This window comes from Sinomonas notoginsengisoli (genome assembly GCF_021554725.1).
In the GTDB taxonomy this organism is placed as follows: domain Bacteria; phylum Actinomycetota; class Actinomycetes; order Actinomycetales; family Micrococcaceae; genus Sinomonas; species Sinomonas notoginsengisoli.
The window spans coordinates 74596-87739 of the sequence record NZ_JAIZDP010000005.1 but is presented as its reverse complement, the minus strand read 5'-3'; the positions used below and the strand labels follow the sequence as shown (position 1 = coordinate 87739).

Genomic DNA, 13144 nt, shown 5'->3' with positions numbered 1-13144 from the left:
GCAGTTCCGCGCGCCTGTCCCCCTCGCGCTGAGGAGGTGCCGCGATGTCCGGGGCCTTGGACGCCGCGCGAGAGGCCTTCGCCTCCCGCAGGTGGGGTGAGGCAGCTCAAGGCCTGCTCGCGGAGGACGGGGCGGTCGGACTCGAGGCTCGGGACGCGGAGCGGCTGGCTACCAGCTACTGGATGCTGGGCCGGAGTTCCGAGACCATCGCCGGGCTCGTCCGAGCCCACGAGGCGTTCGAGAGGTCAGGCAACGCCCGAAGCGCGGCGCGCGTGGGGCTGTGGCTCGCGTTCTACCTCCTCATGCGCGCGCAGCCTTCCCAGTGCTTGGGCTGGACCGTGAGGTGCCAGAGACTCCTCGACGATCTTCCCGAGCCCACCCCCGAGCACGCCTTGGCCCTGACCCCGGAGGCCTTCGCCCTGCAGTTCCAAGGGGAGAGGCCACGCGCCGAGGCGCTCTTCCGCCGCGCGCTCGAGATCGCGAGGCCCCTGGGAGACCCGGAAGTCCTCGCGATCGCCGAGATGGGACTCGCATTCACGCTCGTGGGGGCTGGCGAATTCGACGAGGCCTTCGGGCTGCTCGATGAGGCCATCGCGATCATCGGTTCAGGGGCAACCGGTCCGCTCACGGCAGGGATCGTGTACTGCCACGCGATCGAATGCTGCCACGTGGCCTTCGACCTCACGCGGGCGCGCGAGTGGACCGCGGCACTAGCGGCCTGGAGGAACAACGAGGGCGACCTCGTGGAGTTCTCCGGCAAGTGCGACGCGCACCGTGCCGAGCTGTTCCGCCTGCACGGGGCCTGGGACGAGGCGCTTGAAGCAGCGCGTGACGCGCAGACGAAGTACCGGGCGGGTGACTTCCCTGCCGGGTTCAGCTCCTTCTACGAGGAAGCCGAGATCCAGCGGCTCAGGGGCCGGCACGAGGAGGCCGACCAGCTGTACGCGCAGGCTTTGCGCTGCGGATGGGACCCGCTGCCCGGGCTCGCACTGCTGCGGCTCGACCAGGGCCGCACGGCGGAGGCTCAGGCCCTCCTGCGCAGTTCCGCGCTTTTGGACAACGCAGCCTACGGGCACCAACTCCTCGCGGCGCGCGTCGAGGTGGAACTGGCTGCCGGAGACGCGGAGGCCGCGGAGGCGGCATGCCGGAAGTTGGCCAGCCTCGATGAGCAGCACCCGACCGAATGGACATCCGCCCTCGCCTCGACGGCGTCAGCCCGGATCCATCTGCGAGCCGGACTGGTCCGCGACGCGCTGCGCGAGGCGGACCGGGCCTGGACACTGTGGTCGAGGCTCGGAGTCCCCTATGAGGCGGCACGCGCCCTCGCGCTCAAGGCGGAGGCCTGCCTCTCGCTCGCCGACCCAGTCACCGCGCGCTTCGAGATGGAAGCAGCCCGGGCCATGCTGGCCGACCTCGGCGCCGGGTCTCCCGCAGGCACCCCGACGGGCCGCGACAGCACCGCATCAGGCGACCCACCGTCGTCGGACGCTCCTCTCAGTCCGCGAGAACTGGACGTCCTGCAGCTTGTGTGCACGGGCCTGTCCAATCGGGACATCGCCCTGCAGCTGTTCTTGAGCGAACGGACGGTTGCCCACCATGTGGCCGCGATCCTCGCCAAGCTCGGCGTTGCCTCACGGACGGCCGCAGCGGCACAGGCGTTCCGCGCGGGCCTTGCCGCGCCCGGGCCGAAATGACCATGGGGTGCAGCCCAGAATGGGGCGCGAAATGGGCCGCGCATGGGCAATCGTGCCGATTCGCGGCATGCCCGCACTGCGTAGCGTGAAAGGCATGGAACCCGCAGTCCTCGCCGGCACCGTCTCGACGGCGCTCTTCGCATCGAGCAACCTTCCGATGCTCGTCAAGGCGGCGCGGACGCGGAACCTCGCCTCGTACAGCCTTGCCAACCTGATGCTGTCCAATCTGGCGAACGGGATCCACACGTTCTACGTGCTGAGCCTTCCGGCGGGTCCGATCTGGGCCCTGCACGGGTTCTACGTGGTCACCATGCTGTTAATGCTCGTCTGGTACCTGCGGTTTGCGTCTTCCCGCTCACGAATACGGGGCGCCCGGCTGGCGGAGGTCCGCCATGCCGCGGGGCTAGGCTGGGCGGGTGACCGTGCACACCGCGCCTCCCGCCCCGCCCGCGCTCATCCTCGCCTCGAAGTCGCCAGCCCGGACCAAGCTGCTCGAGGAGGCCGGGATTCCGCACCGAATCCTGGTCTCCGCCGTGGACGAGGAGTCCGTCGCCGCGGGGCACCCCGGCGCATCCCCCGCCGAGAAGGCCCTCCTCCTGGCCCGTGCCAAGGCCGAGGCCGTGGCCGCGCTGCCCGCCGCTGCCGGAACCCTCGTGCTGGGCTGCGACTCGGTCTTCGAGCTCGACGGCGAAGCCCTCGGCAAGCCCTACACGCCTGATGTCGCCCGCGAGCGTCTGGCCGCGATGAGCGGGCGTGCCGGCGTCCTGCACACGGGGCACTGGCTCGTGGACCGTCGGCCCGTCCAGGACCAACAGGACGGGGCGCACGACGCCGCGTGGTCCCCCGGGGCGGGCGAGGTCGCCTCCGCCGGGGTCGAGTTCACGGCGATGAGCACGGAGGACATCGCGGCCTACGTGGCCACCGGCGAGCCGCTGGAATGCGCGGGGTCGTTCACGATCGACGGGCTGGGCGGGGCGTTCCTGGCCCGCGTGGACGGGGACCCGCACACCGTCGTGGGGCTGTCCGTCTCGACCCTTCGGGCCCTCCTTGCCGGAGTCGGGGTGCGCCTCACGGACTGGTGGGCGACCGCCGTCGACCGCTGAGGAGCGACTCCGGCACCTTTTGTAGGTCTTCTACAACAGATCGACCACCTACGGGCGGAATCCGCCACCAATATGGGCGATCCCACCAATTGAGCGCTAGGCTTCGCGGAGTACAGAACGGAGTTGCCCTTGTCTCCCAATGCCGCGTCCTCCAGCGCTGCCCACGAGCCCACCAGCCGGCCCATCACGAAGGTGCTCATCGCCAATCGCGGCGAGATCGCCGTGCGCGTCATCCGCGCCGCCCGCGACGAGGGCATCGCCTCAGTCGCCGTGTACGCGGACCCGGATCGGGATGCGCTGCACGTGCGGCTCGCGGACGAGGCCTTCGGACTCGGCGGCAGCAGCGCGGCCGAGTCCTACCTCGTCATGGAGAAGATCCTCGACGCGGCGCGCGCCTCGGGCGCGGACTCCGTGCACCCCGGCTACGGCTTCCTGTCAGAGAATGCCGAGTTTGCCCAGCGCGTCATCGACGCGGGGCTGACGTGGATTGGTCCCTCCCCCGAGGCGATTGCCGCGCTCGGCGACAAGGTCCGCGCCCGCCACATCGCCGAGAAGGTGGGCGCCCCGCTCGTCCCCGGCACTCCGGATCCGGCCGAGTCCGCGGACGAGGTCCTCGCGTTCGCCCGCGAGTTCGGCCTCCCGGTGGCCATCAAGGCCGCGTACGGCGGTGGCGGCCGAGGCATCAAAGTGGCCCGCACGCTCGAGGAGATCCCCGAGCTGTTCGAGTCCGCCGTCCGAGAGGCGACCGCCGCGTTTGGCCGGGGCGAGTGCTTCATCGAGCGCTTCCTCGACGCGCCGCGCCACGTCGAGACCCAGTGCCTCGCTGATGCGGCCGGCAACGTCGTCGTCGTCTCCACCCGCGACTGCTCACTCCAGCGCCGCAACCAGAAACTCGTCGAGGAGGCCCCCGCGCCGTTCCTGAGCGAGGAGCAGAACAAGCGCCTGTACGAGGCGTCCAAGGCCATCCTCGCCGAGGCAGGCTATCTCGGTGCAGGCACGTGCGAGTTCCTCGTGGGCCAGGACGGCACCATCAGCTTCCTCGAGGTCAACACACGCCTCCAGGTGGAGCACTGCGTCTCCGAGGAGGTCACCGGCCTAGACCTCGTGCGTGAGCAGTTCCGCTTGGCCCGCGGCGAGGAGCTCGGCTACGACGACCCCGAGATCCGCGGCCACTCGTTCGAGTTCCGCATCAACGGCGAGGACCCCGGCCGCGGTTTCATGCCCGCCCCGGGCACCGTCGAGACGCTCACCTACCCGACCGGGCCGGGCGTGCGCGTCGACTCCGGCGTCGTGGCCGGGGACGTGATCTCCGGCAACTTCGACTCGATGCTCGCCAAGCTCGTCGTCTCCGGCTCCTCGCGGCAGCAGGCGCTCCAGCGTGCCCGCCGCGCGCTCGACGAGCTCGAGATCACGGGCATGCCGACCGTGGTGCCGTTCCACGCCGCCGTCGTCCGCGATCCGGCCTTCGCCCCGGCCGAGGGCCCCTTCAGCGTGCACACGCGGTGGATCGAGACAGAGTTCGCCAACGACATTCCCGCATACGCCGGCCCACTTGGTGCTGCTGATGGTGCAGACGACGACGCGGCGCGGCAGAGCGTCGTCGTCGAGGTGGGCGGCAAGCGCCTCGAGGTGACGATTCCGGCCGGACTGTCGCTGGGCGTCGCCAAGGCGCCCAAGGCGAAGAAGAAGGGCCGCAGCTCCCGCGGTCCCGCGACCGCGGCGGCGAGCGGCGACGCCCTGACGGCCCCGATGCAGGGAACGATCGTCAAGGTCGCTGTCGCGGACGGTGACGTGGTCGCGGAAGGCGATCTCGTCGTCGTGCTCGAAGCCATGAAAATGGAGCAGCCACTCACGGCCCATAAGGCGGGCACAGTGAAGGGCCTCACGGCCGAGGCGGGCCGTACCGTGGCCGCGGGCGCGGTCATCGCCACGATCGAGGACTGACGCCCCGAAGGGGACTCGGCGACAAGGACCCCGCAAGCGCCGGCCGAAGACGCCGCAAACGCGAGAGGTGACCGCGCAACGGAAGAATCCGTCGCGGGGTCACCTCTCAGCGTCCCGAGGTCACTTCGCCGAGACGTTGTCCTCGAACTTCTTGTCGCGGGTCTCCTTGGTCATCAGCAGCGCGACGAACGTCAGGACCGCGGCGGCCGCGAGGTACACGCCGACCCACACCGTGCTGCCCTTGCCGAACTGCCACAGCGCGATCGCCACGAAGGAGGCGGGGGCGGCGCCGAGCACGGACGAGAGGTTGTACGCGATGGCGGAGCCCGTGTAGCGGACGTTCGCGGGGAACAGCTCCGGCAGGATCGCGGCCATGGGGCCGAACGTGGATCCCATGAGCGTGAAGCCCACGATGAGGCCGACCATCGCAGCACCGGTGCCCGGGCCGAACATGAGGCCCCAGGCGAGGCCGAACACGAAGATGAGTCCGGTGACCCAGAGCAGGAACCTGCGGCGGCCGTACTTCTCGGCCAGCGGGCCGGACACGACCGTGAAGATGCCGAAGAAGACGACGCCGATGATCAGCATCCAGAGGAACAGCCCGCGGTCGATCCCGAGGCCCGGGACGAACGAGGAGGCGTCGAACGTCTTGCCGGCCTTGGCGGCGGCAGCCTTGGCCTCGTCGACCTTGTCCGTCGCCGTGCCGTACGTCAGGGTGAAGCTCGTGGTCAGGTAGAAGAGCACGTAGGTCGCCAGCATGATGAACGTGCCGGCGATGACCTCGCGCCAGTGGTGCTTGAAGGTCGCGGCGAGCGGGACCCTGGCGACCTTCTCCGCCTCGACGACCTTCTTGAAGGACGTGCTCTCGACGAGCTTGAGCCGCACGTACAGGCCGACGGCGACCATGATGATGCTGAACAGGAACGGGATCCGCCAGCCCCACGCCTCGAACTGCGCTGCGGACAGGAACGAGTTCATGACCACGTACATCACGTTGGCGATGATGAACCCGATCGGGGCGCCGAGCTGCGGGAACGTGCCCCACACGGCCCGCTTGTTGGCGGGTGCGTTCTCGGTGGCGAGCAGCGCGGCACCGGACCACTCGCCGCCGAGGGCGAGGCCCTGCAGGAAGCGGAGGATCACGAGTGCGAGCGGGGCCAGGACCGTCCAGCCCGCCGTCGTCGCAGGCGGCAGGAGCCCGATGAGGAACGTCGCAACACCCATGGTGAGCAGCGACGCCACGAGGGTGCCCTTGCGCCCGAGCCTGTCGCCGAAGTGACCGAAGATGATCGAGCCGACGGGCCGGGCGATGAATGCCACGCCAAAGATCGCGAACGAGGACAGGATCGCGTTGATGTCCGATGCGTTCGGGAAGAAGAGCTTCGGGAACACGAGGACCGAAGCGGTCGCGTACGCGTAGAAGTCGAAGAATTCGATGGTCGTGCCGATGAGGCTCGAGAAGATGACCCGGCCCTTCGTGTTGGCCGCCTGGCCGGCCGAGGGCTCCGTCACCGCGGAAGTGGTAGACATGATTTCGCTTTCACATGCTGGACCGAGGATTGACTTCGGCCCTGGGTTTGAGTACAAGCCATCCTACGTCCGGCCCGTCCACGCAACGGACAAATTGTCCATATAGTGAGACGTCAAAGCTGGGACGAAACAGCATGGTCCCCCGCCTCACGGAATGCCGCGGGACGCGGAGAGGTGGATGTCACAACCTGTTTACGGCTGGCGCCACTCCGCGAAACGCCCCGTTCCTACCGTGGAAGGCAAGCACAGAGCCCGCTCCCGAGGAGGACCAGTGAGCACCGAATCCCAGACGGCGCACGACGCCGCACCCGCACCTACCCGGGAACCCTCGCTCCGTCTCGACGTCCGCAAGGGCCGCTGGATCGAGCACTGGGATCCCGAGGACACACGCCAGTGGGAACACGAGGGCCGCACCGTGGCCCGCCGCAACCTGCGGTGGTCGATCTTCGCGGAGTTCCTCGGGTTCGTGGTGTGGCAGCTGTGGTCGATCGTCGTGGTCCAACTCCCCGCTGCGGGCTTCGCTTTCGACACCGCCCAGACGTTCTGGCTGCTCTCCATGCCGAGCCTCGTCGGCGCGACCCTGCGTATCCCCTACACCTTCATGGTCTCCCGCTTCGGCGGCCGCAACTGGACCATCGTCTCCGCCCTGCTCCTGCTCATCCCGGCCATCGGCCTCGCGGCCTGCGTTTCGAACCCCTCGACGCCGTTCTGGCTCATGCTCGCGGTGGCGGGCCTGGCCGGCTTCGGCGGCGGCAACTTCGCAAGCTCGATGGCCAACATCACGTTCTTCTTCCCCGCCAAGGAGAAGGGCTGGGCGCTCGGACTCAACGCCGCAGGCGGGAACCTCGGCGCCGCAGTCGCCCAGCTCGCCGTCCCGATCGCCGTGGGCCTCACGGCCGCCCTCCTCACCGGCGCGCACGGCACGACCCTCGCCGTGGCGGGCCTCATGTGGATCCCGCTGATCCTCGTCGCCGCCTTCGGCGCCTGGCGGAACATGGACAACCTCTCCCACGCGAAGGGCGACGTCGCGGGCTCGCTCGCGGCGCTCAGGGAACCGCACCTGTGGGTCATCGCATTCCTCTACGTCGGCACGTTCGGCTCATTCATCGGGTTCGGCGGAGTCTTCCCGAAGCTCATCCACGACATCTTCCCCGCCTACTCCACCTTCACCCTCCACGCGGCCAGCGTCCCCGTGGCACTCTCGCTCGCCTTCCTCGGCCCGCTCGTGGGCTCGCTCGCCCGGCCCTACGGCGGCAGGCTCGCCGACCGCTTCGGCGGCGCACGGATCACGGTCGCCTCGTTCGCGGCGATGGCACTCGTGACCCTCGCGGTCATCGCCACCCTCCCCCTGAGGAGCTTCTGGCTCTTCCTCGCCCTGTTCCTCGTGCTGTTTGCAGCCAGCGGCATCGGCAACGGGTCGACGTACCGCATGATCCCGGCCATCTTCGCCACGTCCAGCCGCGCCGCACGCGCCGGCACCGCGCCGTCGTACACCACCCGGCTCGCCTCCGCTGCCCTTGGCCTCATCTCGGCAATCGGCGCCTACGGAGGGTTCGTCATCCCGCAGGTACTAGGCGCCTCGAGCAGTTCGACCGGCTCCTACGTCCCCGCGTTCTTCGGCTTCGTGGGCGCTTATGTGCTCATGCTCGCGGTCTCGTGGGCGTGCTACCTGCGCCGTGGCGCACACGCCGCACGGGCAGGGGTGTGACGGTGACCGACACGCACTGCCCCTACTGCGCGCTCCAGTGCGCGATGTCCGTGGTGGCAACGCCGCAGGGCCCATCCACCGGCCCGGCCCCGGCCGCACCCGAGGTGGCAGGACGCGAGTTCCCGACCAACCGCGGCGGGCTGTGCCGCAAGGGCTGGACAGCCGCCGAGCTACTCGGCCACCCCGAGCGCCTCACGGAGCCGCTCCTTCGCTCGGATGACGGCGAGCTCCGCCCCGTGAGCTGGGACGTGGCACTGACTAGGATCGCGGCGGAGGTGCGGACGGCACAGGACCGGTACGGGAAGGACGCCGTCGGCGTGTTCGGGGGCGGGGGCCTCACGAACGAGAAGGCCTACCTGCTCGGCAAATTCGCCCGCGTCGCGCTGGGCACCTCGCGCATCGACTACAACGGCCGGTTCTGCATGTCCTCCGCCGCGGCGGCCGCGAACCGCGCGTTTGGGCTCGACCGCGGGCTGCCGTTCCCCGTCGCGGACCTCGCCGGGGCGGACACGGTCCTCCTGCTGGGATCCAACGTGGCGGACACGATGCCGCCGTTCGTGCAGCACCTCGCCGGCGCGCGGGATGCCGGCGGCCTTATCGTCGTCGACCCCCGCCGCTCCGAGACGGCGGCGCTCACGGCGGACGGCGCCGGGCTCCACCTCCAGCCCGCTCCGCACACGGACCTCATCCTGCTCCTCGGGCTCGCGCACGTTGTCATCAACGGCGGCCTCGCCGCCCGCGCCTACCTCGCCGAGCGCACCGAGGGCATGGAGGACCTGATCCGCTCGGTGGCACCATGGTGGCCCGAGCGCGTGCAGGCGGCCACCGGCGTCCCGGCGGCCCTCGTCCGGGAGACAGCTGCACGCCTCGCGCACTCGGCCCGCACCGGCTCGTGCTACATCCTCACGGGCCGCGGCATCGAGCAGCACGCGGACGGCACGGACACCACGACCGCTGCCATCAACCTCGCCCTCCTGCTCGGCCTGCCCGGCTCGGCGCGCGGCGGCTACGGCACGCTCACTGGCCAGGGCAACGGCCAGGGCGGCCGCGAGCACGGGCAGAAGGCGGACCAGCTCCCGGGCTACCGCAAGATCACCGACCCCGCGGCACGCGACCACCTCGCCCGTGTCTGGGGCGTGCCCGAGGCGAGCATCCCGGGGACGGGGCTGCCCGCCGTCGAACTCCTCGCAACATTGGGCGCACCGGCGGCCGAGGGCCAGGCGGGCGGCGTGCGGTGCCTGTTCGTGCACGGTGCCAACATCCTGGTTTCCGCCCCGGACGCCACGGCCGTCCGCCGCGGGCTGCAGGCGCTCGACTTCCTCGTGGTGAGCGACTTCTTCCTCTCCGAGACGGCGCGCGAGGCGGACCTCGTGCTGCCCGTGCTGCAGTGGGCCGAGGAGGAAGGCACCATGACGAATCTGGAGGGCCGCGTGCTGCGGCGCAGGCGCGCCGTCAGCCCTCCCGCCGGGGCCCGGTCCGAGCTGTGGATCCTCAACCGGCTCGCGGCGCTCCTGGATGCGCCGTCCGCCTTCCCCGACGACCCACGCGAGGTGTTCGAGGAGTTGCGCGCCGCCTCGGCAGGCGGCCCTGCCGACTACTCGGGGATCACCTATGAGCGGCTCGACGCCGGAGAGGCGTTGCACTGGCCGTGCCCGCAGGGGCGGGACGGGATCCCTCCGACGGGCACCCCGCGGCTCTTCGCCGAGCGCTTCGCGCACCCCGACGGCCGCGCGCGTCTCGTGGCGGTCCGTGCCGCCGTCTCCGTCCGTCCGTCCGGGCGCGGCGAGTTCGCGCTCGCGACCGGCCGAGTGCTCGAGCAGTACCAGTCCGGCACGCAGACCCGCCGGGTCGTCTCCCTCTCGGCTGCCCAACCCGAGGGCCGGCTCTCGCTGCATCCCGCAGCGGCCTCTGGGCTCGGGATCGCGGACGGCGACTGGGTGCGGGTCCGGCGTTCGGGGGAGGCCGGGGCTGCCCGGGCGTCGTCCGCCGGCCCTGCGGTCCTGGTCCGCGCCGAGCTGGCCCTCGGCCTCCGGCCGGACACGGTCTTCCTTCCGTTCCACTTCCCCGGCGCCGGCACGGCCAACCGCGTCACCGAGGCCCGCACGGACCCCACCTCCGGGATGCCCGAGTTCAAGACGACCCACGTGATCGTGGAGCGGGCGCCGGTCCCGGGCCCCGTCCTCGCCCCTGCAGCACGCAGCACCCTCGCCGCAGCGCCCGACCTCCAGGAGGCACCGTGACCAGCCCGCTCCCCCAGCGCGCCGAGCCCTCGGGCCGGCCGCCGCGCATCGTCGTCGTTGGCTTCGGACCCGTGGCCGCCCGGTTCGTGGACGAGATGCTCCCCGCGGCTGCCGCGGGAGCCGTCGAGGTCACCGTGGTGGGCGACGAGGAGCATGCCGCCTACAACCGGGTCCTCGTCGCGGACCTCGGCGTCGGCAGGACGCACCTGGGCCTCATGGGCCTCGCCGACGCGGACCAGCTCGCGGCGGAGAATGTGCGCGTCCTGGTCGGAACCCGCGCGGTGCGCCTCGACCGCTCCCGCAGGCTTGTCCGCTTGGCCAGCGGGGAGACGCTCCCCTATGACCGCGTGGTCCTCGCGACGGGCGCGCGCGCCGTCGTTCCCAACCTGACCGGCCTCAACCCGGATCCGCTCCACCCGGTCCTTCCGCCGGGGGTCACGGCGCTCCGCGACACGGACGACGCCGCCCGGCTGGCCGCGGCGGTCAAGGCGCGCGGGCGGATCGTGGTCCTCGGCGGCGGCGTCCTCGGGCTCGAGGCCGCACTCGGCGCGAGCGAGGAAGGGGCCACGGTGACCGTGGTCCACCACGGCGACCGGCCACTCGGGCGCTCGATCGACCAACTCGGCGGAGCAACCCTTGCCGCGGTCCTGCGCTGGCGGGGGGTCCGCGTGGCGGGCAACGCCCGGTCGACGGGGCTCGAGACCGGGCCGGACGGGTCGTTCCGGGCCCTCCTGCTCGACGATGGGTCTGCAGTCGACGGGGACCTGCTGCTCCTCGCGTGCGGGGCGAGGCCCCGGACGGAGCTCGCCGAGGGCGCCGGACTCGCCGTGGGCCCCGGTGTCCTCGTCGACGCGGGCCTAGGTGCCCTGCACACCGAGCACGTGTTCGCGATCGGCGACTGCGCGCAGCCGGGCGAGGCCGCCCCGAGCGGTCTCATCGGCCCCGGGTGGCGGCAGGCGGAGTGGCTCGCGGCCCAGTTCCGCCACGAACTCCTTGGCGCGCCGGCCCCCGCCCCGCTCGCAGCCGAGGGGCCCGGCGTGATCCTCCTCAAGGCCCGGGGAGTGAACCTGGCCACTGCCGGGGACGTGGGCGCCGATCCCCTCGATGCCTTCGCGCTCGACCACGCGGGCAGCGAGGGAGGCCCCGCGCCGCTGAGCGTCTCGGTGTGGTCCGACCCCGAGCACGGCGCCTACGTCAAGATGGCCACCCGGTCCGGCGTCCTCACGGGGTTCGTGGCACTCGGCATGCCGCGCGCCGCCGCAGAGCTCACGCTCCTGTACGAGTCGGGTGCCGAGCTCCCGGCCGACCGGTCGGTGATCCTGCGCCTGGACGGCCCCGAGGCGACGTTGGGCTCCGGGCTGCCCGGCATCGCGGCCGGCCCCGAGTCGACGCTGTGCCGCTGTGCGGGCGTGAGCCGCGGGACGGTGGAGCAGGCCGTTGCCGGAGGGTGCGTCACGACCGAGGAGGTCTCGGGCGCGACGCGTGCGGGGACCGGCTGCGGCGGCTGCCGCGACGACGTGCGCGAGCTCATCGAACGGCATTTCGCGGCCGTCGCGGCCTGAGTGCACCGAGCAGGACGTACGCTACCGTCCCTGCCAGGAGCCCCCAGAAGGGCGCCACAATGCCGAACGCGCTGACCCCTGAGGCCGTGACCACGAGCGTGATCACCGCTGCCTCGATCGCGTGCGGCGCCGCAGCGCCGTCGCGCGGGTGGGTCACGGCGTCGATGATCGCGCCCTGAGTCGCGCCGAGGAGCGCGACGCCGGCCAAGACGGTCAGGAGCGCGGCCGGCACCGCAGCGACGAGCGCCACGGCCGCCGTGCTGAACAGCCCGAACAGGATATAGAAGACCCCGCACGAGACGCCCGCCACGTAGCGCCGGGAGGGATCCTGGTGCGCCTCGCGGCCCGCACAGATCCCTGCCGTGATGGCCGCGAGGTTGATCCCGTGCGAGCCGAAGGGTGCCGAGACGAGCCAGGCGAGGGACGCGCCACCGATCATGAGGCGGTCCCCGGCGCTGTACCCGAGCTGGCGCATCATCGCCAGACCCGGCGCATTCTGGCCGGCCATCGTCACGACGAGCAGGGGCACCGAGATGCCGACAATGGCCGACGCGCCGAACGTCGGGGTGGTCCAGACGGGACCGGCGAAGTCCCACGCGACACTCGGCGCCGCCATTCCGCCTGTCGCCGCAGCAAGCACGACGCCGGCCGCGAGCGCCACCAGGACGGCGTAGCGCGGCGCGAACCGACGCCCGGCGAGGAACGCGAGGACGAGCCCGCCGGCCACGAGCGGGGCATCGACGACGGCGCCGCTCGCCTTGAGCACGAACGGCAGCAGGACTCCGGCCAGCACGGCCGCCACCACGGGCCTGGGAACCGCGTTCAGGATCTTCCCGAACAGGCCCGTCACGCCGAGCACGAGCCCCATTGCCGCCGCGACGATGTAGGCGCCGAGGGCATCGCTGTACGAGTAATGGCCGAGCGCAGTGAGCAGAAGGGCCGCGCCCGGCACGGACCAGGCCACGACGACCGGCTGCCGCGTGAGCAGGCTCAGGACGACGCACGTGATCCCGCTCGCGATCGCAATCGAGCTCACCCACGACGCGGTCAGCTCGGCGCTGAGGTGCGCGGCCTGGGCGGCCTGCAGCACCACGACCATCGGCCCCGCATACGAGACCGCCACGGCGATGAAGCCGGCGGCGACGGCAGAGAACGACGCCGCCGCAAGCAGCCCCTGTCCGCGCGGATGCCCTGTGCCCTCCCCCACTGAGCGGGCGCCCTCCCCCGTTGAGCCCGTACCGGTGGCGGCGCGGTCGTCGGCGCCGGTGAGTTCCTCTGCGGTCCTAGTCATGGTCCTCCTCGCGCTGCGACCTTCCCTGTGACGGAGGCCACGGTAGCGGAGAAGGCGGATATGAGCCGAAAC

8 protein-coding genes are annotated in these 13144 nt (G+C 71.4%); 6 read left to right on the top strand and 2 right to left on the bottom strand.

The window, feature by feature from the left end:
- Positions 1-44 precede the first annotated feature (44 nt).
- The 3 genes from LF262_RS10355 to LF262_RS10340 all read left to right on the top strand — a co-directional run bounded on the left by LF262_RS10355 (position 45) and on the right by LF262_RS10340 (position 4741).
- Positions 45-1694 carry a LuxR C-terminal-related transcriptional regulator gene (locus LF262_RS10355; RefSeq protein WP_235780247.1) on the top strand — a complete coding sequence of 550 codons (1650 nt, stop codon included), beginning with the start codon at positions 45-47 and terminating at the stop codon, positions 1692-1694.
- Positions 1695-2110: 416 nt separating this feature from the next.
- Positions 2111-2797 carry a Maf family protein gene (locus tag LF262_RS10345; RefSeq protein WP_235780246.1) on the top strand — a complete coding sequence of 229 codons (687 nt, stop codon included), beginning with the start codon at positions 2111-2113 and terminating at the stop codon, positions 2795-2797.
- A 129-nt stretch (positions 2798-2926) separates the two neighbouring features.
- Positions 2927-4741, top strand: coding sequence for an acetyl/propionyl/methylcrotonyl-CoA carboxylase subunit alpha (locus LF262_RS10340; protein ID WP_235780244.1), 1815 nt, complete (start codon positions 2927-2929; stop codon positions 4739-4741).
- Between the two features lie 120 nt (positions 4742-4861).
- On the opposite strand, the gene LF262_RS10335 is transcribed toward LF262_RS10340, so the two are convergent.
- The gene (locus LF262_RS10335) at positions 4862-6271 is read right to left on the bottom strand and encodes an MFS transporter (RefSeq protein ID WP_235780243.1); all 1410 of its coding nucleotides are present in this window, start codon (positions 6269-6271) and stop codon (positions 4862-4864) included.
- Positions 6272-6449: 178 nt separating this feature from the next.
- Between LF262_RS10335 and LF262_RS10330 the strand changes: the two genes are divergently transcribed.
- Genes LF262_RS10330 through LF262_RS10320 form a run of 3 tightly spaced genes read left to right on the top strand, consistent with a single transcriptional unit; the run spans position 6450 to position 11781 of the window.
- Positions 6450-7979: an MFS transporter gene (locus LF262_RS10330; protein ID WP_372462763.1), complete on the top strand. Its 1530-nt coding sequence runs from the start codon at positions 6450-6452 to the stop codon at positions 7977-7979.
- Positions 7976-10219 carry a molybdopterin oxidoreductase family protein gene (locus LF262_RS10325; protein WP_308190522.1) on the top strand — a complete coding sequence of 748 codons (2244 nt, stop codon included), beginning with the start codon at positions 7976-7978 and terminating at the stop codon, positions 10217-10219. Before LF262_RS10330 ends, LF262_RS10325 begins: the two co-directional genes overlap by 4 nt.
- Entirely contained in the window at positions 10216-11781 is a 1566-nt protein-coding gene (locus LF262_RS10320; protein WP_308190521.1) for an FAD-dependent oxidoreductase, read from the top strand. The genes LF262_RS10325 and LF262_RS10320 overlap by 4 nt, the downstream gene beginning before the upstream one ends.
- On the opposite strand, the gene LF262_RS10315 is transcribed toward LF262_RS10320, so the two are convergent.
- The gene (locus tag LF262_RS10315; RefSeq protein WP_235780240.1) at positions 11747-13072 is read right to left on the bottom strand and encodes a benzoate/H(+) symporter BenE family transporter; all 1326 of its coding nucleotides are present in this window, start codon (positions 13070-13072) and stop codon (positions 11747-11749) included. The two genes, LF262_RS10320 and LF262_RS10315, sit on opposite strands and share 35 nt — an antisense overlap.
- Positions 13073-13144: the final 72 nt, after the last annotated feature.